This is a genomic window from Amycolatopsis iheyensis (assembly GCF_024703995.1).
GTDB lineage: Bacteria > Actinomycetota > Actinomycetes > Mycobacteriales > Pseudonocardiaceae > Amycolatopsis > Amycolatopsis iheyensis.
Genome location: NZ_JAMXQV010000016.1, coordinates 93,462 through 114,129, shown reverse-complemented (window position 1 = coordinate 114,129; position 20,668 = coordinate 93,462). Strand labels below are relative to the sequence as shown.

General features: G+C 72.0%; 24 protein-coding genes. 11 read left to right on the top strand and 13 right to left on the bottom strand.

What is annotated here, in order from left to right:
- The first annotated feature begins 116 nt into the window (after positions 1 to 116).
- Positions 117 to 866, top strand: coding sequence for a DUF427 domain-containing protein (locus M8542_RS28490; protein ID WP_257923337.1), 750 nt, complete (start codon positions 117 to 119; stop codon positions 864 to 866).
- Here the strand turns inward: M8542_RS28490 and M8542_RS28485 are convergent.
- Positions 852 to 2,132: a carotenoid oxygenase family protein gene (locus M8542_RS28485; RefSeq protein ID WP_257923336.1), complete on the bottom strand. Its 1,281-nt coding sequence runs from the start codon at positions 2,130 to 2,132 to the stop codon at positions 852 to 854. The two genes, M8542_RS28490 and M8542_RS28485, sit on opposite strands and share 15 nt — an antisense overlap.
- A 1-nt stretch (position 2,133) precedes the next feature.
- Complete coding sequence (locus M8542_RS28480) at positions 2,134 to 2,694, bottom strand: hypothetical protein (protein WP_257923335.1); 561 nt, start codon at positions 2,692 to 2,694, stop codon at positions 2,134 to 2,136.
- Between the two features lie 88 nt (positions 2,695 to 2,782).
- On the opposite strand from M8542_RS28480, the gene M8542_RS28475 reads away from it, so the two are divergent.
- Entirely contained in the window at positions 2,783 to 3,295 is a 513-nt protein-coding gene (locus M8542_RS28475) for a PadR family transcriptional regulator (RefSeq protein ID WP_257923334.1), read from the top strand.
- A gap of 5 nt (positions 3,296 to 3,300) precedes the next feature.
- Here M8542_RS28475 and M8542_RS28470 read toward each other — a convergent pair whose 3' ends face one another.
- Genes M8542_RS28470 through mgrA form a run of 4 tightly spaced genes read right to left on the bottom strand, consistent with a single transcriptional unit; the run spans position 3,301 to position 6,606 of the window.
- Positions 3,301 to 4,785, bottom strand: a complete 1,485-nt coding sequence (locus tag M8542_RS28470) for a sulfatase family protein (protein ID WP_257923333.1) — start codon at positions 4,783 to 4,785, stop codon at positions 3,301 to 3,303.
- Positions 4,786 to 4,837: 52 nt separating this feature from the next.
- Positions 4,838 to 5,116: a cyclic-phosphate processing receiver domain-containing protein gene (locus M8542_RS28465; protein WP_257923332.1), complete on the bottom strand. Its 279-nt coding sequence runs from the start codon at positions 5,114 to 5,116 to the stop codon at positions 4,838 to 4,840.
- Positions 5,113 to 5,535: a hypothetical protein gene (locus M8542_RS28460; protein WP_257923331.1), complete on the bottom strand. Its 423-nt coding sequence runs from the start codon at positions 5,533 to 5,535 to the stop codon at positions 5,113 to 5,115. The genes M8542_RS28465 and M8542_RS28460 overlap by 4 nt, the downstream gene beginning before the upstream one ends.
- Positions 5,536 to 5,577: 42 nt before the next feature.
- Positions 5,578 to 6,606, bottom strand: coding sequence for an L-glyceraldehyde 3-phosphate reductase (gene mgrA / locus M8542_RS28455; RefSeq protein ID WP_257923330.1), 1,029 nt, complete (start codon positions 6,604 to 6,606; stop codon positions 5,578 to 5,580).
- Positions 6,607 to 6,669: 63 nt separating this feature from the next.
- Between mgrA and M8542_RS28450 the strand changes: the two genes are divergently transcribed.
- Together M8542_RS28450 and M8542_RS28445 are read left to right on the top strand one after the other, a co-directional pair.
- Positions 6,670 to 7,551, top strand: a complete 882-nt coding sequence (locus M8542_RS28450) for an AAA family ATPase (protein WP_257923329.1) — start codon at positions 6,670 to 6,672, stop codon at positions 7,549 to 7,551.
- Positions 7,548 to 8,909 carry a vWA domain-containing protein gene (locus M8542_RS28445; RefSeq protein ID WP_257923328.1) on the top strand — a complete coding sequence of 454 codons (1,362 nt, stop codon included), beginning with the start codon at positions 7,548 to 7,550 and terminating at the stop codon, positions 8,907 to 8,909. Before M8542_RS28450 ends, M8542_RS28445 begins: the two co-directional genes overlap by 4 nt.
- Here M8542_RS28445 and add read toward each other — a convergent pair.
- A complete protein-coding gene (gene add / locus M8542_RS28440; protein WP_257923327.1) occupies positions 8,887 to 9,852 on the bottom strand; it encodes an adenosine deaminase in 966 nt (321 codons plus the stop codon). The genes M8542_RS28445 and add overlap by 23 nt on opposite strands.
- Positions 9,853 to 10,022: 170 nt before the next feature.
- On the opposite strand from add, the gene M8542_RS28435 reads away from it, so the two are divergent.
- Positions 10,023 to 10,238, top strand: coding sequence for an antitoxin (locus M8542_RS28435; protein WP_276587190.1), 216 nt, complete (start codon positions 10,023 to 10,025; stop codon positions 10,236 to 10,238).
- Between the two features lie 643 nt (positions 10,239 to 10,881).
- On the opposite strand, the gene recQ is transcribed toward M8542_RS28435, so the two are convergent.
- A complete protein-coding gene (gene recQ / locus M8542_RS28430; RefSeq protein ID WP_257923325.1) occupies positions 10,882 to 12,717 on the bottom strand; it encodes a DNA helicase RecQ in 1,836 nt (611 codons plus the stop codon).
- 68 nt (positions 12,718 to 12,785) lie between these two features.
- Here recQ and M8542_RS28425 point away from each other — a divergent pair, with 68 nt between their 5' ends.
- Positions 12,786 to 13,223 carry a DUF6314 family protein gene (locus M8542_RS28425; RefSeq protein ID WP_257923324.1) on the top strand — a complete coding sequence of 146 codons (438 nt, stop codon included), beginning with the start codon at positions 12,786 to 12,788 and terminating at the stop codon, positions 13,221 to 13,223.
- Here the strand turns inward: M8542_RS28425 and M8542_RS28420 are convergent.
- On the bottom strand, positions 13,204 to 14,091 hold the full coding sequence (locus tag M8542_RS28420) for an SDR family oxidoreductase (protein ID WP_257923323.1): 888 nt from the start codon (positions 14,089 to 14,091) through the stop codon (positions 13,204 to 13,206). The genes M8542_RS28425 and M8542_RS28420 overlap by 20 nt on opposite strands.
- A gap of 10 nt (positions 14,092 to 14,101) precedes the next feature.
- On the bottom strand, positions 14,102 to 14,845 hold the full coding sequence (locus M8542_RS28415; RefSeq protein WP_257923322.1) for an SDR family oxidoreductase: 744 nt from the start codon (positions 14,843 to 14,845) through the stop codon (positions 14,102 to 14,104).
- 236 nt (positions 14,846 to 15,081) lie between these two features.
- Between M8542_RS28415 and M8542_RS28410 the strand changes: the two genes are divergently transcribed.
- The 3 genes from M8542_RS28410 to M8542_RS28400 all read left to right on the top strand — a co-directional run bounded on the left by M8542_RS28410 (position 15,082) and on the right by M8542_RS28400 (position 16,871).
- Complete coding sequence (locus M8542_RS28410) at positions 15,082 to 15,756, top strand: hypothetical protein (protein ID WP_257923321.1); 675 nt, start codon at positions 15,082 to 15,084, stop codon at positions 15,754 to 15,756.
- A 2-nt stretch (positions 15,757 to 15,758) separates the two neighbouring features.
- On the top strand, positions 15,759 to 16,283 hold the full coding sequence (locus M8542_RS28405; RefSeq protein ID WP_257923320.1) for a hypothetical protein: 525 nt from the start codon (positions 15,759 to 15,761) through the stop codon (positions 16,281 to 16,283).
- Positions 16,284 to 16,352: 69 nt separating this feature from the next.
- Entirely contained in the window at positions 16,353 to 16,871 is a 519-nt protein-coding gene (locus tag M8542_RS28400; protein ID WP_257923319.1) for a mycothiol transferase, read from the top strand.
- Here the strand turns inward: M8542_RS28400 and soxR are convergent.
- A complete protein-coding gene (gene soxR / locus M8542_RS28395) occupies positions 16,859 to 17,338 on the bottom strand; it encodes a redox-sensitive transcriptional activator SoxR (RefSeq protein ID WP_257923318.1) in 480 nt (159 codons plus the stop codon). The genes M8542_RS28400 and soxR overlap by 13 nt on opposite strands.
- A 98-nt stretch (positions 17,339 to 17,436) precedes the next feature.
- On the opposite strand from soxR, the gene M8542_RS28390 reads away from it, so the two are divergent.
- Both M8542_RS28390 and M8542_RS28385 read left to right on the top strand, forming a co-directional pair.
- On the top strand, positions 17,437 to 18,027 hold the full coding sequence (locus M8542_RS28390) for an NADPH-dependent FMN reductase (protein ID WP_257923317.1): 591 nt from the start codon (positions 17,437 to 17,439) through the stop codon (positions 18,025 to 18,027).
- Between the two features lie 46 nt (positions 18,028 to 18,073).
- Positions 18,074 to 18,832, top strand: a complete 759-nt coding sequence (locus M8542_RS28385; protein WP_257923316.1) for a methyltransferase domain-containing protein — start codon at positions 18,074 to 18,076, stop codon at positions 18,830 to 18,832.
- On the opposite strand, the gene M8542_RS28380 is transcribed toward M8542_RS28385, so the two are convergent.
- Positions 18,826 to 19,314 (bottom strand): hypothetical protein, encoded by a 489-nt coding sequence (locus M8542_RS28380; protein ID WP_257923315.1) that lies wholly within the window; start codon positions 19,312 to 19,314, stop codon positions 18,826 to 18,828. The two genes, M8542_RS28385 and M8542_RS28380, sit on opposite strands and share 7 nt — an antisense overlap.
- The gene (locus tag M8542_RS28375; RefSeq protein WP_276587216.1) at positions 19,311 to 20,645 is read right to left on the bottom strand and encodes an ATP-binding protein; all 1,335 of its coding nucleotides are present in this window, start codon (positions 20,643 to 20,645) and stop codon (positions 19,311 to 19,313) included. The genes M8542_RS28380 and M8542_RS28375 overlap by 4 nt, the downstream gene beginning before the upstream one ends.
- Positions 20,646 to 20,668 lie beyond the last annotated feature (23 nt).

Genomic DNA, 20,668 nt, shown 5'->3' with positions numbered 1-20,668 from the left:
CTGCTACGCCGGCCACCCGTGCCCGCCTCCTGTCGTGTTCATGCTCCCTGCCACGCTAGCCGCCCGGACGCCGGTTCCGCCGGAATACGCCGTGTCCGGGACCCGTTGACCGGGGCATGAGCACTCCGGTACGCGGCCGCGTCCGCGTGGCACAAGGCGCGAAACGGGTGCGGCTGTTCCTCGGCGGGCAGGTCGTCGCGGACACGGTGCACCCCCTTCTGGTGTGGGAAGTTCCCTACTACCCCACGTACTACATCCCGCGCGCGGACGTGAGCGGTGTTCTCGCCCCCTCCGGCCGGACGTCGCACTCGCCCAGCCGCGGAGAAGGTGTTCTGTCGACGATAAAGGGTGGTGGAGCGGAGGCGGTGGACGCCGCGCTGGAATACCCGGATTCGCCGATCGAAGAGCTGCGGGGGCACGTCCGGTTCGACTTCGCCCCGTTCGACTGGTTCGAAGAAGACGAGCAGATCTACACGCATCCACGCGACCCCGGCGTCCGCGTCGACATCCTGCCGAGCTCGCGGCACATCCGGATCGAGGTCGACGGCGTCACCGTCGCCGACACCGTGCGCCCGCACCTGCTGTTCGAGACCGGGCTGCCGACCCGCTACTACCTGCCGCGCGTCGACGTCCGGATGGACCTGCTCGAGAAGATCGGCGTCGTGACGCACTGCCCGTACAAGGGCGCCGCCGACCACTTCGACGTGGCCGGGCACCCGGACCTCGCCTGGAGCTACCCGGTGCCGCTGCCGGAGGGCACCCGCGTCGCCGGCTTGGTGGCGTTCCTGGACGAGCGGGTCGACGTCTTCGTCGACGGCGTCCGGCAGGAGCGGCCGGAGCCGAAGAAGCGCTCACGCGTCCGGTAGCCAGTTCCCGTGGAAGCCCGCGGGGACGCGCTGCGGGAGGTGGACCGTGGCGACCGGGGCGGCGCCGACGTTCCCGGCGTCGAGCACGACCAGGTCGCTGCGGTCCTCCGCCGCGTCGTGGACGTAGGCGAGCAGCCAGCCTTCGCCGTGCTCCGCCGGGACGAACACCGCCTCACCCGGGGTGCGCCCCTCGCCGAAAACGTGCTCGGTGGCGGTGCCCGCGTGCAGGTCGTAGCGGCGCAGGACGCCGTGACCCGTGACGTGCCCGAAGCGCGCGTCGGAGCCGGCGAGCCGGTCGTCGATGCGGGGGAACTCGCCCGGGCGGTCGTCGAGCCGGTCCTCGGTGACCGTGCCGGCCGCGAGGTCGATCGTCCAGCGCCACAGTGCCGCCGGCGGGTCCTCGTGGCCGGCCCACCACTGGTGGTCGTAGCGCAGGACGTGCACGACGATCCGGCCGTCCGGGGTGTCGAACGCGTTGAGCGTGTGGAAGACGTAGCAGGGTTCGATCGCCAGCCAGCGCACGCCGGCTTCGGGCCGGTCGCGGCGCAGCACGCCGAGCCGGGCGCCGTAGCTCGCGTCCCAGGCGTAGGGCATGCCCCGGCCGACCGACTCCCGGTCGAACACGACCGGCAGGTCGTAGAAGACGGCGTGCTCGGCGGTGAGCGCGAAGTCGTGCATCATCGTCAGCCCCGGGACGTCGATCGGCTGCTTGACGACGAGCTTCCCGGCGGCGTCGGCGCGGTAGTAGCTCACGTGCGGCGCGGTGATGCTGCCGTAGCCGAAGAAGTGCAGCTCCCCGGTCGCCGGGCAGATCTTCGGGTGCGCGGTCATCGAATCGGCGAGCTCGCCGTCGAAGTCGTAGGCGCCGACGGTTTCGAGGTCCGTCGTGATCTCGTACGGCAGCGACGACTCGACGAGCGCGAGCGTGCGCCCGGCGTGGTTGACCACGTGCGTGTTGGCGACGCTCGCGTGGAGGTTGCGCGTGCCGTCTTCGTTGTACAGCTCGAGATCCGGGTCGGCGAAGCTGTCGGTGCGCACCCAGCGGTTGCGGTACCAGGCGGCGCGGCCGTTTTCGAGCCGGACGCCGTGGACCATGCCGTCGCCGGTGAACCAGTGCTTGCTGTCCTCGCGCGGGTTCGGGCCGTTGCGCAGGTACCAGCCGGTCAGCTCGGGCGGCAGCGCGCCGGTGACGGGCAGGTCGAACGCGGTCAGCTCGTCGTGGACCGGGGCGTAGGCGCCGGTCAGGTGGAAGTCGCTGGTGGTCATGTCAGGAGGCCTTTTCGGCTCGGGCGCGCACGATGCGCGGGTAGCGGATGGTGAAGGCGACGGGCACGGCGAAGCCGAGGACCTTGAGCGTGATCAGCGCGGCCGTCGCGTGCGGGGCGAAGTTCAGCAGCGCGATGCCGGCGAGGCCGGTGACGGTGAAGCTCGCGGCCCACACGAGCGTGATGACGACGTTGACGCGCTTGAAGACCGGGTTGGCCCACAGCTCCGGCGGCGTCATGGTGCGGGCGATGCCGAGGGTGAACGGCTTGCCGATGGCGAGGGAACCCCAGGCGGTGAGCGCCAGCCAGGCGTCGGTCAGCGCGCCGGTGTAGGTCTTGAGCGGCGACGCGGGGAAGGCGAACGCCGTGGCCGTGAGCAGCAGGAAGAAGGCGAGCGCGCTCCACTCGATGATCAGCGCGTCGGCCTTGCGGCCTTCCCGGCGGGCCACGACCAGGAGCGCGGCCGAGATGACCAGCCCGGTCAGGCCGGACCAGCGCCAGTCGAACTGCGTCGCGACCACGGCGAACGCGATCCACGGAAGGAAGCTCTTCAGGTAGTTCATGCCGGTTCTCCCCACATTCCAACTTTGACATGTCGAAACTAGAAGCTTCTGGATGGACATGTCAAGAGTGGAATGTCAGACTGGGGGCATGAGCTTGCGCCACGCCGTCCTCGGCCTGCTGGAAGAACGCCCGATGAGCGGCTACGACCTGCTGAAACGCTTCGAGCAGGCGATGTCCAACGTCTGGGCGGCCACGCAGAGCCAGCTCTACGGCGAGCTCGGCAAGCTGGAGTCGGCGGGCCTGATCCGCGTCCACGCCGAAGGCCCGCGGGGCCGCAAGGAGTACGCGATCACCGAAGCCGGCCAAGCGGAGCTGCGCCACTGGCTGGTCGAGGTCGAGCCCACCCGGGTGACGCGCAACGAGGCCCTGCTGCGGGTCTACTTCCTCGGCGCGGTCGAGCCGGCGCGGGCCTGCGAGTACCTGGAGCGTCTGGGCGAGACGGGACAGCGGCGCGCCGAGCGCCTCGAGGCGCTGGACGCCTCGATCGACTGGGACGACGACAACCCCTCGGTGTACGGGCGGCTGGTCTTGGAGTGGGGGAAGCGGTTTTCGGCCATGCAGCGGGAGTGGGCCGAGTGGGCCGTGAAGCAGGTCCGGTAGCCCGCCTAGGGCAGGACGTGGTCGGCCGCCGCGCAGGACTGGGTGCCGTGGCAGGTCACCTGGGCCTGCAAGGCGTTGTGCAGCTGGGTCCGGCGCTCGGGTGACAGCGCGGCCGCGGCGTTGGTCAGCTCGTCCGGGTCGGTCGTGCGGTCGTAGTACTCCGTCGCGCCGTCGGCGTACTCGACGTAGGTCAGGTCCGGCGTGCGGAGGGCTTCGTACGTGGCCGGGTTGCCGCTGTTCTCGGCCGGCAGGTCCGGGTCGGTGGGGTCGGTGTCCGGCCCGTGGTGCTCGACCAGCGACGCGGTCCGCCAGTCCGGCGTGGGCTGCCCGGTGAGCAGCGGGAGCAGGCTGCGCCCATCGGTGTCCGCCGGGGGCGTGGTGCCGGCCAGTGCTTCGAACGTCGGGGCCAGGTCGATGTTCGCCGCCGGGTTCGCCACGGTCTTGCCGGCCCCGGTGCCCGCGCCGGCGGCGATCAGCGGCACGTGGACGTCGGTGTCGAACGCGGTCATCTTGCCGGGGTTCAGCCGGTGCTCACCCATGTGGTAACCGTTGTCGGAGCTGAACACCACCAGCGTGTTGCCGGCGACGCCCGCCTTGGTCAGGGTGTCCCGCAGGGAGCCGACCATCCGGTCGACCGACTGCACGGCCTGCGCGCGCTTGCGGAAGTCCGTGTCGATGTCCGCCTTTTCCTTGTCGGTCAGCGGTTCCCGGCCGGCGAGCCAGGCGGGCGGGTTGGCCGGCAGCTTGTCGTAGGCGGGTGTGCGCGGCGCGGCGAGCCCGGGGAAAGCGTCCTTGTCCTGCGGCGCCGGGGTGTAGGGCCCGTGCGGCGCGAAGGTCGCGACCTCGAGGAAGAACGGCTTCTTCAGCTGTGTCGAGCCGGTGACGAACCCGCCGGCCTTCGCGGCCAGGACGTCGGTGAGGTAGTCCCGCGGGTCCTTGCCGTGGTGGGTCAGGTCGTGGTTTTCGTTGAGCGTGTAGCCGTATTCGGGGTAGCCGTTCCCGGCGACGTCCCACTCGTCCCAGCCCGGCGGGACGTAGTGCGCCTGGTTGTCTACAGTGGACTTGGGCTGGTAGCCGTTGAGGTACTTGCCCAGCATGGCCGTGCGGTAGCCGGCGTGCTGCAGCTGCCCGGCGAAGGTGGCGTTTTCGTTGCCGCGCTTGTGGAAGGTGCCGAAGCCGCCGTCGTCGCCGCCGTTGGTGAAGACGCCGGTGTCGTGCGGGAACTTCCCGGTGAAGATCGACGACCGCGACGGGCAGCAGAGCGAGTCGGTGACGCTGTAGTTGGCGAAGGTGGTCCCGTCGTGGGCGAGTTGCCGCACGTTTGGCATGTACGGCAACAGGTTCATGGCCAGGTCGTCGGTCAGCACGAAGACGACGTTCGGCTTGCCGGTCGCGGCCTCGGGTTCCGCGGTGCTGCACGAGACCGCGGTCAGGCCGAGCGCGACCGCGAGCGTGGCGAGCAGAATCCGCGACTTCCGTGGCGTGACCATGGTTTCACGGTAACGCCGCTGTCCGATCCGGGAGCTGAAGATCCGCTGAAGATCACTGGCGGACGCCCGGCCCGTACCGCCGCGCCATCCCGGTGAGCCACTCCCGGCCGACCGGGTTCGCCGTGTGGACGCGCACTTCGGCGGGCCAGCGCTCGTGTTCGCACAGCCACCGCACGACCGGCCGGGTCGTGTCGTCGCCGCCGAGGTCGTGGTCCAGGGAGATCGCGGCGAACTCACCCGCGGCGAGCAGCGAAATGGCTTCCGCGCTCGACTTGGCCCACGTCCAGCCGGGCGGGGCCGGGCGCAGGTCGTCCACCCACAGGCGGTTCACGGCGTCCCGCCCAGCAGGGCCGCGATCCGCGCCGCGTCCGGGGTCCTGAGGTGCACCTCGACGTGCCCGGAGCGGTCGGGGTGGAACCTCGCCGGGTCGTAACCCAAGATGATCCGGCCGCCCTCGGCCCGCACCGCGATGCCCTCGGGGCGGCCACCGCGCAGCGGGACGTCGATGTGCTTGCCCTTCTGCTCACCCGCCGACAGCCAGACCACCAGGCGCTGCCGGGTGATCACGAGCGCGCCGGTGGTGGCGTCGACCGCGCCGGAGCGCCGCGTCCCCGGCGCCCGGTAGCCGCGGTAACGCACCGAACCAGGCAGCTCCTCGGCCAGGTGGACGAGGCCTTCGGCGGTCAGGCGGGCACGCGCGTCGTCGGGGAGGCGGCCGGTCCCCAGGAACACCCGGCGCAGGAAGCTCACGAAGCCAGCCTAAGCGCCGGGTGTGCCCGGGGTGACGTGATTTCAGGCGTCGGAGGACCGCTTCCACAGGTTGATGTCCGCGTCGGTCGCGTGGCCGTCGATCTCCGTCAGCTCCTCCGAAGAGAAGTCGAGGTTGCCGAGCGCGCCGACGTTGTCCTCCAGCTGCTTCACACTGCTCGCGCCGATCAGCACCGACGTCACGCGGTGATCGCGCAGCGCCCACGCCAGCGCCAGCTGCGCCAGCGACTGCCCGCGCCGGGACGCGATGTCGTTCAGCGCGCGGACCCGGCCCAGCCGGTCTTCGTCGAGGGTGTCCGGGTCGAGCGACTTCCCCTGCGCCGCCCGCGAATCCGCGGGGACGCCCTTCAGGTACTTGTCGGTCAGCAGTCCCTGCGCCAGTGGCGAGAACGCGATGCAGCCCGCGCCCGCCTCCTCGAGGGTGTCCAGGAGCCCGTCCTCCTCGATCCAGCGGTTCAGCATCGAATACGACGGCTGGTGGATCAGCAACGGCGTGCCGAGCTCGCGCAGCAACCGCGCCGCTTCGGCGGTCCGCTCCGAGTTGTATGACGAAATCCCGACGTAGAGCGCTTTCCCGGCGCGCACCGCCGCGTCGAGTGCGCCGACGGTCTCCTCCAGCGGCGTCTCGGGGTCGAAGCGGTGCGAGTAGAAGATGTCGACGTAGTCAAGGCCCAGCCGGCCGAGCGACTGGTCCAGTGAGGACAGCAGGTACTTGCGGCTGCCCCACTCGCCGTACGGGCCGGGCCACATGTCGTAGCCGGCCTTGGTGGAGATCACCAGCTCGTCGCGGTAGGGCTGGAAGTCGGTGGCCAGCAGCCGCCCGAAGTTCTCCTCGGCCGAGCCGTACGGCGGGCCGTAGTTGTTCGCCAGGTCGAAGTGCGTGATGCCGAGGTCGAAGGCGCGCCGGGTGATGTCGCGCTGGGTCTGCAGCGGCCGGTCGTGGCCGAAGTTGTGCCACAGCCCGAGCGAGATCGCGGGCAGCTTGAGCCCGGAACGCCCGGTGCGGCGGTAGGGGATCGATTCGTATCGGCCGGAAGCGGCAACGTAGGTCACGCGGCCGATGCTAGCCCGCTCGTCGGGTACGCTCCTGGTGAGCGACCGCTTAGGAGGTCTGTGGTGGGCACCGGATTCTTCACGTCCGTCGACGACGTGTCGGCGAAGCTGGCCGAAGCCGGCTACCTGGCCTCGACGGCGGTGGCGACCACGGTGTTCCTGGCCGACCGGCTCGGCAAGCCGTTGCTGGTCGAAGGCCCGGCCGGCGTCGGCAAGACCGAGCTCGCCAAGGCCGTCGCCCAGGTCAGCGGCTCGCGGCTGGTGCGGCTGCAGTGCTACGAGGGCATCGACGAGGCCCGCGCGCTGTACGAGTGGAACCACGCGAAGCAGCTGCTGCGGATCACCGCCGGCCGCGACGAGACGTGGGAGCAGGCCCGCACCGACATCTTCGGCGAGGAGTTCCTGCTGCGCCGCCCGCTGCTGACGGCGATCTCCTCGGACGAGCCGTCCGTGCTGCTCATCGACGAGACCGACAAGGCGGACATGGAGGTCGAGGGCCTGCTGCTCGAGGTGCTCGGCGACTTCCAGGTGACCGTCCCGGAGCTGGGCACGATCACCGCCACCCGCGCGCCGTTCGCCGTGCTGACGTCGAACGCGACGCGCGAGCTGTCCGAGGCGCTGCGCCGCCGGTGCCTGTTCCTGCACATCGACTTCCCGGACGAGGAGCTCGAGCGCGACATCGTCCGGCTCAAGGTCCCGGGCATCGACGCCGCGCTCGCGGATTCCGTCGTCCGGGTGATCGCCGCGCTGCGCGCGATGGACCTGCGCAAGCTGCCGTCGGTCGCCGAGACCATCGACTGGGCGCGCACGCTGCTCGCCCTCGGGGCGGACTCCCTCGACGAGCAGGTCGTGCGCGAAAGCCTCGGCGTCGTGCTCAAGCACCAGGACGACATCGCCAAGGCAGGCGCCGGCCTCAAGCTCGAACAGGTTCTGGACGCGTCGTGACCGGCGGGGTGCCGGAGCGGCTCGCGTCGTTCGTCCGGGCCCTGCGGGCGCAGGGCATCCCGGCCGGCCCCGCCGAGACCGTCGACGCCGCGGCCGCGCTCGAAGTCCTCGGGCTGGACGACCGTGCGCTGGTCCGCGAAGGACTGGCCGCGGCCCTGGTCCGCCGCGGCGGGCAGCGCGCGGTGTTCGACGCCGCGTTCGACCTGTACTTCCCGGCCGGGATCGGCACCCCCGAGCGGGCCCGCTCGGAAACGACCCTCGAAGAACTGCGGGAGCAGCTCGCCGCCGCGCTCGCGGAAGGCGACCAGCAGGCCCTGGCGCAGCTGGCCGGGCTCGCGGTGGAGCTGCTCGGCCAGTACGGCTCGGCGTCCGGCCCGGGTGGCGGGTTCTCCGCCCACCAGACCCTGGAGCGGCTCCAGCCGCAGACGTTGATCGCGCGGGTGCTGGCCGCGGTGCGCGGCGGCGGCGCGCGCGGCGAGTTCACCGACCGGCTCGACCGCGACGAGATCCGCCGCCGCGTCGAAGGGTTCCGTGGCCAGGTCCGCACGGAGGCGCGACGCCGCGCGGCCGAGGTCCGCGGCCGGGAGCGCGTCGCCAAGCACGCCATCGCGCCCGCGCCGGACCGCGTCGACTTCCTCATCGCCAGCCGGAACCAGCTCGCCGAGCTGCGCCGGACGATCCAGCCGCTGTCCCGCAAGCTCGCGACGCGGCTGGCGGCGCGCCGCAAGCGCACGACGCGCGGGCAGATCGACCTGCGCCGCACGCTGCGGCGGTCGTTGTCGACCGGCGGGGTGCCCCTGCGCCCGGCCTACCGCCACCGGCGGCCCGGCCGGCCGGAAATCGTGCTGCTGTGCGATCTTTCCGGGTCGGTGGCGGGGTTCGCGAACTTCACCATGCTGCTGGTGCAGGCGCTGCGCGACCAGTTCAGCAAGATTCGGGTGTTCGCGTTCGTCGACAGCGCCGACGAGGTGACCCACCTGGTCACGACCGGTGTCGCCGACCCCGAGCACCTGGGCGCGCGCATGCTGTCCGAAGCGGCGCTGGTGCGCTGGGACGGCCACAGCGACTACGGCGGCTCACTGCGGCAGTTCACGGCGAACTGGCTCGACGCGGTCGGCCCGCGCACCTCGGTGCTGATCCTCGGCGACGCCCGCACCAACGGCGGCGACCCGAACCTCGACGCGGTGCGCGAGATCAAGGCCCGCGCCCGGCACGTCTACTGGCTCAACCCGGAGCGGCGGTCGCTGTGGTCGACCGGGGACTCGGCGGCGCTGGAGTACGCCGAGGTCGTCGAGATGCACGAATGCCGCACGGTGCACCAGCTTTCCGCGTTGGTCACCCGGCTGCTGCCGGTGTGAGCCAGGCGTCGATGTCTTCGAGGATCTTCGTCTTGGCCGGTTCCGGGGCGAAGGACGCCCTGACGCTCGCCCGGGCGAAGTCCGCCATCATGGCGTCGTCGTAGCCGAAGGCGGTTTGGACGCGGGCGTATTCCTCGGCGAGGGCCGCGCCGGTGACGGACGGGACGTCGGTGTTGAGCGTGACGGTGAGCCCGGCGTCGAGGAGCCGGGGGAGCGGGTGTTCGGGCAGGGACGGAACGAGCCCGAGTGTCACGTTCGAGGAGGGGCAGACCTCCAGCGCGAGGCCGCGGTCGCGGACTTCCCGGACGAGGTCCGGATCGTCGAGAACGCGGATGCCGTGCCCCAGCCGTTCGGTGCGGCCGACGTCGAGGGCTTCGCGGATGCTGTCCGGGCCGGCGTCCTCGCCGGTGTGGTGCAGCAGGTGGATGCCGGCTTCGCGAGCCTTGTCGAAGATCCCGGCGAACGGCTTCAGCGAGTGGTTCTCCTCGCCGGCCATGCCGATCGCGAACACTTCGTCGTACTTGAGGGCGAGGTCGAGGGTGCGCTCGGCGCGTTCGACCGACCGACGGCGGGAGTGGTCGAGCACCAGGCGGCAGTCGAGGCCTTCGAGTCCGTTGAGTACTGCTGCGAGGGGCATTTCCGGGTCGCCCAGGCGTTCTCCGTGCGAAGCCGCGGTGAAGGTGACTTCGGCGTAGCGGGTGCCTTGCGCGAGTTCGTCTTCGCAGTACTCGCGCGCGATGCGCTCGAAGTCCTCGGGGCGTCGCAGGCAGGAGCGGATGAGGGCGTTGTAGTCGGCGAAGGCGCGGAAACCGTCGAACACCGGGGGCTCACCCGGGACGTCGACGCCGTTGGCCTCACCGAGTTCACGGAGCGTGGTCGGCCGGATGGTGCTCTCGAGGTGGACGTGCAGGTGAGCCTTCGGCAGGCCGGCCAGGTCGCGCATGATCGCGAGCCTAGGGCCGGGAGCGGCGCCGGGCGCGCGAATTTCCCGTGCCGACCCTGCGTGAACGGGCCTGGCGTGGTTTGGCGGTCGTCACACGGGGAACCTCCGGGTGGTTCGTCCGCGTTGTCAGGATGACCGGAACCCGATGAGGGAGGACCACCGTGCCTTTGATGCGCAAACTGACCATGTTGGCCGGGGCGGCCGGCGCGGCCCGCGCCTACGCGAAGAAGAACCCGGAAAAGGTGAACCAGGCGGTCGGCAAGGCGGCCAAGTTCGTCGACGACAAGACCAAGGGCAAGTACCACGACCAGATCGCGGGAGCGGTCCGCAAGGTCAACTCGGTCACGGGCCCCAACGGCCAGCCCGGCCCCGCGGCCGGCCGCTGACCCACCCGATCGGCTGAAACCGAGCGGCCGGCCCGCGGCGGATCGACGGCTGGGGGCCTCGGCCGGCCACTCGGGCGGCCGAGGCCCAGCCCGACACGGCCGCGGCGATCATCGCCTCGGCGCCGCCCGCAACCTGGAGCGGGCGGTTCCGGTCGTGCCGGCGATCTCTGCGGCCAGCGCCCCCGGGAGCCGGCCCCGGCTTGGCCGCCGGGGTCTGCGCCGGGTCCAGCGCGGGCCACCACCTCCGGCCACGGCGAGCCTGGACCGCTCGCCCCGGCCGACCTGCCTCGGGCCGGTTCGGCTTGGCCGTGCCAGGGCCAGCGGGCCCGGCCTCCGGCCGCGGCGGGTCCGCGCGGACTGCTCGCTGCGGCTGTCCCGGCTCGGCTTGGCGGTGGCGGGCCATCCGTTGGCCCACGTCGCACCCGCCTGGACCGCTCGCCTCGGCCGACCTGCCTCGGGCCGGCTTGGCCGCGCCGGGGCCAGCGGGCCCCGGCCTCCGGTCGCGGCGCGCCGCCCGGAGTGCTCGCTTCGGCTGCCCGGCCCGGCCCGGCTTGGCCGCGCCGGGATCTGCCTGCCCCGGACCGCTCGCCTCGGCCGGCCCGGATCTGCCCTGGACCGCCCGCCTCGACCGGCCCCGCCCCCGCTACTCCGCGGCCAGCGCCTCCAGCACACCCTCGCCGTACTTGGCGAGCTTGTTCTCGCCCACCCCGCTCACCGTCCCCAGCTCGGCCAGCGATGCCGGCCGCTGGGTCGCGATCTGGCGCAACGTCGCGTCGTGGAAGACCACGTACGCCGGCACCCCCTGCTCCTTCGCCACCCCCGCGCGCCAAGCCCGCAGGCGCTCGAACAGCGGGGCCGCCTCCGCGGGCATCTCCGCCGCCACCGTCGTCCGCTTCGTGCTGCGGGCCTTCGCCGCCGCTGCTCGCTCCGGCTCTCGGCGCAGCATCACCTGGCGGTCTCCGCCCAGCACCTCCGCGCTGGCCTCCGTCAGGACCAGGGAACCGTAGTCGCCCTCGACCGCCAGCAAGCCCTGCGCCAGCAGCTGGCGGACCACCGCTCGCCACTCCGGCTCGCGCAGCTCGGTGCCGATGCCGAACGTCTTGAGCGTGTCGTGCTGGAACTGCGTCACCTTCGGGGTCGACTTGCCGAGCAGGATGTCCGTGATCTGGCCCGCGCCGAACTTCTGCCGCCGCTCGTTGCGCAGCCGGACCACCGTCGACAGCAGCTTCTGCGCCGGGATCGTGCCGTCCCATTTCTCCGGCGGGCTCAGGCACGTGTCGCAGTTGCCGCACGGCTCGGCCTTCTGCCCGAAGTAGTTGAGGATCTGCACGCGCCGGCACTCCACCGTCTCGCACAGCGCCAGCATCGCGTTCAGGTGCGCGCCCAGCCGCCGCCGGTGCGCGTCGTCCCCCTCGGACGTGTCGATCATCTTCCGCTGCTGCACCACGTCCTGCAGCCCGTACGCGAGCCAGGCGGTCGACGGCTGGCCATCCCGCCCCGCGCGGCCGGTCTCCTGGTAGTAGCCCTCGACCGACTTCGGCAGGTCGAGGTGCGCGACGAACCGGACGTCCGGTTTGTCGATGCCCATGCCGAACGCGATCGTCGCGACCACGATCAGCCCGTCTTCGCGCAGGAACCGCGACTGGTGCTTCGCGCGGGTGCGCGCGTCGAGCCCCGCGTGGTAGGGCACCGCCGGAATCCCGTTCTGCACCAGGAACTCCGCCGTCTTCTCGACCGAGTTCCGGGACAGGCAGTAGACGATCCCCGCGTCGCCCTTGTGCTCGGTGCGCAGCAGCTCCAGCAGCTGCCGCTGCGGTGAGTTCTTGCCGACGATCCGGTACTGGATGTTCGGCCGGTCGAAGCTCGCGACGAAGTGCCGCGCGTCGTCGAGCTGAAGCCGGGCCGAGATCTCCTTGTGCGTGGCCTCGGTCGCCGTGGCGGTCAACGCGATCCGCGGCACCTCCGGCCAGCGCTCGTGCAACGCGGACAGCTGGAGGTAGTCGGGCCGGAAGTCGTGGCCCCACTGGGCGACGCAGTGCGCTTCGTCGATCGCGAACAACGCGATCTTGCCGCGGTCGAGCAGCCGCACGGTGGATTCGACCGAAAGCCGTTCCGGCGCCAGGTAGAGCAGGTCGAGCTCGCCGGCCAGGAACGCCGTCTCGACTTCCTGGCGCGCCGCGTAGTCCTGCGTGGAGTTGAGGAACCCGGCGCGGACGCCGGCGTTGCGCAGCGCGTCGACCTGGTCCTGCATCAACGCGATCAGCGGCGACACCACGACCCCGACACCCGGGCGCACCAGCGCGGGAATCTGGTAGCACAACGACTTCCCGCCGCCGGTGGGCATCAGCACGAGCGCGTCGCCACCCGCGATCACGTGCTCGACGATCGCCGCTTGCTCGCCGCGGAAACTGTCGTAGCCGAACACGCGCCGGAGGGTCTCCAGCGCGTCGGACACGGTCGTGAGCTCGGTCTCTGCCACCCGGCCGACTATAGAGCGGGGGTCCGACAGTTCCGGCCCGGCCCGCCGCGGGGTGGCACACTGGACGCGTGGAGTACTGGCCGGTTCCCGATCTCGCCGCGCATTTCGCCGGTGCGTGGCGGCTGGATCGCGAAATCCTCACCGCCGACGGCGAGGCGGCGGGGGAGGTGACCGGCACCGCGAGCTTCACCGAAGAAGACGGCGAACTCGTCTACCGCGAAGCCGGCGAGATGCGCCTCGGCACCTACCGCGGCCCGGTCACGCGCACCCTGCACTACCGGCCCACCGCCCCCGGCCGGGCCGACGTCCACTTCGACCACGGCGGCTTCTTCCACGAGCTCGACCTGCGCGCCGGGCACTGGGCCACCGACCACCCCTGCCGCGACGACCTGTACCGCGGCAGCTACCAGGTGCTCGACGCGCGGCGCTGGCGGCAGGAGTGGGCAGTCCGCGGCCCGGCGAAGGACCACCTGATCGTCACCCGGTTCACGCGGACGACGGGCTGAGCAGGTCGGCGAGGTCGATCCGCCGCAGGAACTCCCGCCGGATCCGGTCGCCGACCTCCGCGACGAGCCACCCGCCGTCGTCGGACGGGTCGATGTGCACCCGGAACGGCCGCTTCCCCTTCGGCAGGTCGACCACGCGCGCCAGCTCTTCGGCGACGACGGCGACATCGGCGTCGGCCGGGGTGATCTCGGCCAGCTTCGCCGCGACCTGGTCGGTCAGGCCCGCGTACCGCTCTTCGTAGGCCTTCGCGACGGCCTCGTCGGCCGGGTGCCCGGAGTTCGGGAAGTGGTTGGTGCCCGAGGTGAACGCGCCGGGCACCACGATCGTGGTGTCGATGCCGAACCGGGCCAGCTCGGCGGCGTAGGAGACGGCGAGGCTGTCCATCGCCGCCTTCGCCGCGAAGTACGGCGCCAGGTAGGGCGGGGTGCCACCGCGGACGCTGCTGCTCGACACCCACACCAGCAGGCCGTCGCGCTGCGCACGCAGGTGCGGCAGGGCGGCCCGGTTGACCCGCTGCGCCCCGATCACGTTCGTGTCGTACAGCTGCGCGAGCTGCTCGGGGGTGAACGCCTCGGCCGGGCCGAGCACCATGTGCCCGGCGTTGTGCACCACGGTGTCCAGCCGCCCGTGCTCGGCGACGATCGTGGCGATCGCGGCGTCGGCGGACTCCTGGCTGGAGACGTCCAGCTCGACCGACCGCAGGTCGACGCCGTGTTCGCGGGCGTACACGGCGGCGGCTTCGACCTGCGGCGCGTTGCGGCCGGCGGTGTCGCGCATGCCCGCGTGGACGGTGTGCCCGGCGCGCGCCAGTGCCCGGGCGGAGAGGGCGCCGATCCCGCTGGAGGCGCCGGTGACGACGATGATCATGGCTTCCCCCTCAGACGATTCCGCCGTTGGCGCGCAGCACCTGGCCGTTGACCCAGCGCGCCGGGCCGGCGAGGAACGCGACGACCTCGGCGATGTCCTCGGGCCGGCCGAGCCGCTCGAGCGGCGGCTGCTTGGCCATCCGGTCGATCGTCTCCTCGTCCTTGCCGTCGAGGAACAACGCGGTCGCGGTCGGGCCGGGGGCCACGGTGTTCACGGTGATGTCGCGCCCGCGCAGCTCGCGCGCCAGGATCATGGTGATCGCCTCGACCGCGCCCTTGGTGGCGTTGTAGATGCCGTAGCCGGGCAGGTTCAGCCCGAGCACCGACGTCGAGGTGGTGATCACCGCGCCGCCGTCGCGCACCCGCTTCGCGGCCTGCTGGGCCACCGCGAACGTGCCGCGGATGTTGGTGCGGTGCACGCGGTCGAGGACTTCGAAGTCGGTGTCCGCGATCGGCGTCGGCGGGTTCATCACGCCGGCCAGGTGCGCGACGACGTCCACGCCGCCGTACGTGCGCTCCGCGGTGTCGAACAGCTCCGCGACCGCGGCCGGGTCGGCCACGTCGGCGCGCACGGCGACCGCGCGGCCCCCGCGTTCGGTGATGGCGTCGACCGCGGCCTGGGCCTCCTTCTCGTTGCCGGCGTAGTTGACGACGACCGCCATGCCGTCGGCGGCCAGGCACTCGGCGACCTGGCGGCCGATGCCGCGGGAGCCGCCGGTGACGATCGCGACGCGGGACTGGGTGCTGGTGCTCATCGGATCCTTCTTCCGTTCCGGGCGGCGGTGGTATCGCCGCTTCCGTCGTTCTGTTATCGACGATAGCACTTCGCTGGTAACGACGCTAGTCATCCACTGTTATCGTCGTTACACCCGGGCATCCGGCCGCATCGACGCGGCCGGTCGGCCCAATCGTGCGCGACAACGGTTTTCGGCACCGGGTAACCGGGCACACGGCACCCATCGGGGGCGAGATCCGTGAAGGAGTTTTTGAGATGCCCACATGGCTGATCGTCGTGATCGTCGTCGTGGCCATCGCGGTGCTCGGCGCCGTGATCTGGCTGGTTTCACAAGAGATGCAGCGAAAACGGCTGCAGCAGCGCTTCGGTCCGGAGTACGACCGCACGGTCGAAGAGAGTGACAATCCCCGTGCCGCGCAACGGGAACTGGCCGAGCGCGAGCGCCGGCACAAGGAGCTCGACATCCGCCCGCTCTCCGCGTCGGCGCGCGAACGCTACGCCACGGAATGGGCCGGCGTGCAGGAAAAGTTCGTCGACCACCCGGCCACCGCGGTGTCCGAAGCGGACCGGTTGCTGGTCGCGCTGATGGCCGAACGCGGCTACCCGACCGAGGGCTACGAGCAGCAGGTGGCCGACCTTTCCGTGCGCCACGCCAAGACCCTGGAGCACTACCGCGCCGCGCACACCACGCAGCAGAAGCGGGACGGAGCGTCCACTGAGGACCTGCGCGACGCGATGGTGCGCTACCGGACCGTCTTCGAGGACCTGCTGACCGACGGCGCCGACGACGAGCACCGCGACCACCATGATCGTGACCACCACGACCGGCGGAACGGGCACGACCACGCCGACCGCCGTGACGACGACACCGCCCAGCACGAGCACCAGGCGTCCGCGCAGCCGCGGACCGAGTGGAACGGAGGACGTTGACCATGACCGAGCACCTGACCCGGCACGACAGCGAACACGACGACGACCTGACCGGGCGCGCCGACGCCCGTGAGCCGGGCACCGTGCCCGGCCAGGACCACGCGGACTTCCGCGAACCGGACACCGCCGAGGGCTGGGACGGCGACTTCGGCGGCGACCAGAACCTGAGCACGGCCGACCTGGCTTCGGCCTCGGCCAAGCCCGCCGGCGAGGACTCCCGCGCCGACACGACGCCCGCGCAATCGGGCGGCGACGTCGAGACCCCGGCGCTGATCGACGAGGAGAAGGTCACCGGCTTCCGCGACCGCTGGCAGAACGTCCAGACCGGCTTCGTCGACGACCCGAAGCAGGCCGTCCAGCAGGCCGACGAGCTCGTCGCCGGCGTGATCAGCGCCTTGGCCACCACGTTCGCCGAGCACAAGAGCGAGCTGGAAAACCAGTGGCAGCAGGGCGAGCCGGCCACCGAGGAGCTGCGGATCGCGCTGCGCCGGTACCGGTCGTTCTTCGACCAGCTGCTGCCGCGCTGACCGGCGCCGTTTGCGGGCGGGCATGATCGGGTAGCACGCTGAGAACGTGTCAGCACCGGGAGGCAGCCGATGAACGTGGCCGATCTGCTCGTCGACGGGTTCAGCCGGGTCCAGGAGAACGTGCACGCGGCGGTGACCGGTCTCACCGCCGAGCAGCTCCGGACCCGGCTGGACGACGAAGCCAACTCGATCGCCTGGCTGGTGTGGCACCTGACCCGGGTCCAGGACGACCACGTCGCCGACGTGGCCGGGACCGAGCAGGTGTGGACCGGGCAGGACTGGCTGTCGCGCTTCGGCCTGCCGTTCCCGGCGGCCGACACCGGCTACGGCCACCGCCCGGCCGACGTCGAGGCGCTCCGCGTCGACCGCCCGGAGCTGCTCACGGGCTACTACGACGCGGTCCACGAGCAGACGGTCAAGTTCCTCGGCGGTCTCGACGGCCAGGCCCTCGACCGGGTCGTCGACGACGCCTGGGACCCGCCGGTCACGCTGGGCGTGCGGCTGGTCAGCGTCCTCGACGACGACAGCCAGCACGCCGGCCAGGCGATGTTCGTCCGCGGGGTGCTGGACCGCCGTCAGTCTTCGTAGCCCTCGCCCCGGTGATCGGGCAGGCGCCGCGGGCCCGGGCCTTCGGCGCCCAGCCGGTCACCGGGGTTCGCGAGCCGGCACTTGGCCAGTGACATGCAGCCGCAGCCGATGCAGCCGGTCAGCTCGTCACGCAGCTGTTCCATCTGCCGGATCCGCGCGTTCAGGTCCTCCTGCCAGCACCTGGAGATCCGGGCCCAGTCGGCGCGGGTGGGGGTGCGGTCGTCGGGTAGCAGGGCGAGCACTTCCCGGATCTTCGACAGCGGCATGCCGACCCGCTGGGACATCCGGATGAAGGTCACCCGCCGCAGCGCGTCGCGGCAGTAGCGGCGCTGGTTGCCCGCTGTGCGGCGGCTGCGGATCAGGCCCTCGTCCTCGTAGAACCGCAGGGCCGACGCGGGCACTCCGCTGCGCCGGGAGAGTTCGCCGACCGTGAGGTCGGGCAGCGTCCTGGCCGTGGCGTTCACCATGGTCCCCAGCCAACCACAGCCGCGCGCTTGACTTCAAGCGAACTTGAGGTCTCATCCTGGCCCGGACGGCAACAACGCCGCTGTGGCAAGGAGGAAACGTGTCCGAAGCTCCCGTCCGGGTGGCCGTGATCGTGGGAAGTGTCCGGGAAGGACGGTTCGGCCCGGTGGTCGCGGACTGGCTGACCGGGTTCGCACGCGAGCACGGCGGGTTCGACGTCGACGTCGTCGACCTCGCCGAACCCGACCTGCCGCTGGTGATGCCGGCCTTCGGCACGCCGCCGCCGGCCACCGTCGTCGCCGAAGTCGCGAAGGTGACGCCGCGGCTCGAAGCCGCCGACGCGTTCGTCGTGGTCACCCCGGAGTACAACCACAGCTATCCGGCTTCGCTCAAGAACGCGATCGACTGGCACCGCGCCGAATGGGTGGCCAAGCCGGTCGCTTTCGTCTCCTACGGCGGCATTTCCGGTGGCCTGCGCGCGGTCGAGCACCTGCGGGCGGTGTTCGCCGAGCTGCACGCGGTCACCATCCGCGAGACGGTCAGCTTCCACGGTGCCCACACCCGCTTCGGCGCCGACGGCTCGCCGAAGGACGACGGCGCGGCCGTCGCGGCGAAGGCGATGCTCGGCCAGCTGGGCTGGTGGGCCCGGTCGCTGGCCGAAGCGCGGGCGGTCCGCCCCTACCCCGGCTGAGCCGCGGCTTGACTTCGAGCCGGCTCGAAGGCGCACGATGGCGGGCATGACCGGAACCCCGCTGGCGGCGCGCCTCGCGCGGGCCGACGCCCTGCCCGGCGCGACCGAGCTGCGCGAGGCGACCTACGAGCTGTTGCGGTGCGGTCCCGGCGACCGCGCGCTGGACGTCGGCTGCGGCGGCGGCCGGGCGGTCGCCGAGCTGTGCGCCCGCGGTGTCCGGGCGGTCGGGGCCGACCGCGATCCGTCGATGCTGGCGATCGCGCGGGAACTCGCCCCGGCGCCGGAGTTCGTCGAAGCCGACGTGCTGCGCCTCCCGTTCCCCGACGGCGAGTTCCGCGGCTACCGCGCCGACAAGGTGCTGCACGAGCTCGCCGACCCGGCGGCGGCGGTCGCGGAGGCCCGGCGCGTGCTGGCGCCGGGTGGCCGCGTCGTGCTGTGCGGGCAGGACTGGGACACCCTGGTGCTCGATTCGGACCGCCCGGCCCTGACGCGGGCGATCGTGCACGCCCGCGCCGACGCGATCGCCGGCCCGCGGGTGGCCCGCCAGTACCGGACGCTGCTGGTGGACGCGGGGTTCGCGGAGATCGCCGTCGAGGTCAGGACGCTGGTCGACACCGACGGCAGCCTGCTGCCCCTGCTCGACGGCCTCGCCGCCGCGGCCCGGACGGCCGGCGTCGCGACGGGAGGGCAGGTCGACGGGTGGCTGGCCGAGCAGTCGGCCCGCGCCGCGGCGGGACGGTTCTTCCTGGCCGTCCCGATCTTCGTCGCCTCGGCCACCGTGCCGTCCACAGTGGACGATCAGTAGGCCTGGCAGGTCTGGGGCGGCAGCTTGGTGTCCGTCCCGGTCAGCGTGATGCCACCGTCGACCGCGTAGGTCCCGTTCGCGGCCAGCGCCGCGGACGCGGTGCAGATCAGCTGGTTGATCGCGGTCGAGCTGAGCTCGCGCAGCGGGAAAGCGAAGCTGATCACCGTTTGCGCGCCGGGGCTCAGGCCGATCGGCCCGGCCTCCGGCGGGAGCATGGTCTGATACCCCTCGGACTGCTCGGTCGACGTCGGGCCGCCCAGCAGCGTCGCCAGCGCGGTGCCGACGTCGACGGTGCCGCGGCTGGGCCGGGACACCGGCGCCGCCCGCCCGTCGAGGACGAAGTACAGGACCAGGTCGGAGCCGCGCCCGCTGCTCGCCGTGTTCCGCAGCGTCGGCGCCGGCCCGGCGGGCACCACCCCGGTCGGCTTGATGCCGCACGCGCTCACCAGCAGCAGCACGGCGAGGACGAGGAGCTTCTTCACCACGCCTCCCGGGGCAGGCGCAGCTCGAACCGGGCGCCCGTGCCGGTGTTGACCGCGACGATGTCGCCGCCGTGCAGCCGCGCGTTCTCGCGGGCGATGGACAGGCCGAGCCCGCTGCCCTCGGAGCGCGCCCGGGCCGTGTCGGCCTTGGCGAAGCGGTCGAAGACGCGCGACAGCATCTCCTCGGGAATGCCCGGCCCGTGGTCGGTGACGGTCAGCACGACCTCACCGCGCACCGCCCGCAGGACCACCTCGACCGGGGGCGCGCCGTGTCGCAGCGCGTTGCCGACGAGGTTCGCCACGACGAGGTCCACCCGCCGCCGGTCGAGCGCGGCGGTGATCCCGGCCGGCAGGTCGGCGACCACGTCTTCACCGGGTGCCCAGCCGCGCGCGGTCAGGCTGTCGGTGACCGCCGCGGCGACGTCGAGGTTCTCCCGGCGCAGCTCGGCGCGGCCGGCGTCGAACCGCGAGATCTCGATCAGGTCCTGCACCAGCCGGGTCAGCCGCCGCGTCTCGGCCGACACCAGCCGAGCCGCGACGGCGGTGTCCGGCGGCAGCTGGCCGGCGTCCTCGTCGAGGACGTCGGTGACCGCGTTCATCGCCGCCAGCGGCGTGCGCAGCTCGTGCGAGACGTCGGCGACGAACCGCCGCGCGTCGGCCTCCATCGCCCGCAGCGTGCCGACCGTGCGCTCCAGCTCGGCCGCGGTGTTGTTGAACGTCGTGACCAGCTGCGCGAGCTCGTCGGAGCCCTTGACCCGCAGCCGCACATCGAGCCGGCCGCGGCCGAGCTGGCTCGCCGCGGTGTTGAGCGCGCGCACCGGCCGCAGCACCTGCCGGGCGGCCAGCAACGCCACCGCCACCGCGAACGGGAGGGCGAGCGCGGAGTACAGCCAGGCCTGGCGGGCCAGGTCGTCGATCGCGGCCTGCTGATCACCCAGCGTCGCCGCCGCGTAGACCACGAGGCCGGTGGGCTGGTCGCCGGCCTGCACCGGGATGCCGACGAAGAACATCGGGAAGCCGTGCAGGTCGACCCGCTGGAACTGGGTGTTCGTGCTCACGGAAACGGCTTGGCGCAGTTCGGCGGGCACGTCGTCCACCGTCATGCCCGTCGACGACTGCAGGTCGTGGTAGACGACGAGCGCGTCGGTCGGCTTGAGCGCGGTCGCGAAGGCGTCGAGCGTGCGCTGGGAGGGCGGCAGCGTCACGGTGGGGAGGTACGCGACGATCTGGGCGCGCAGCTTGTTCATCGTCTCGTTCTGGACGCCCCCGAGGATGCCGTTGCGCGCGGAGACGTAGCTCGCGCCGGAGGCCGCGGTCGCGCCGAAGATCATGATCAGCGCGAAGGCGGCGACCA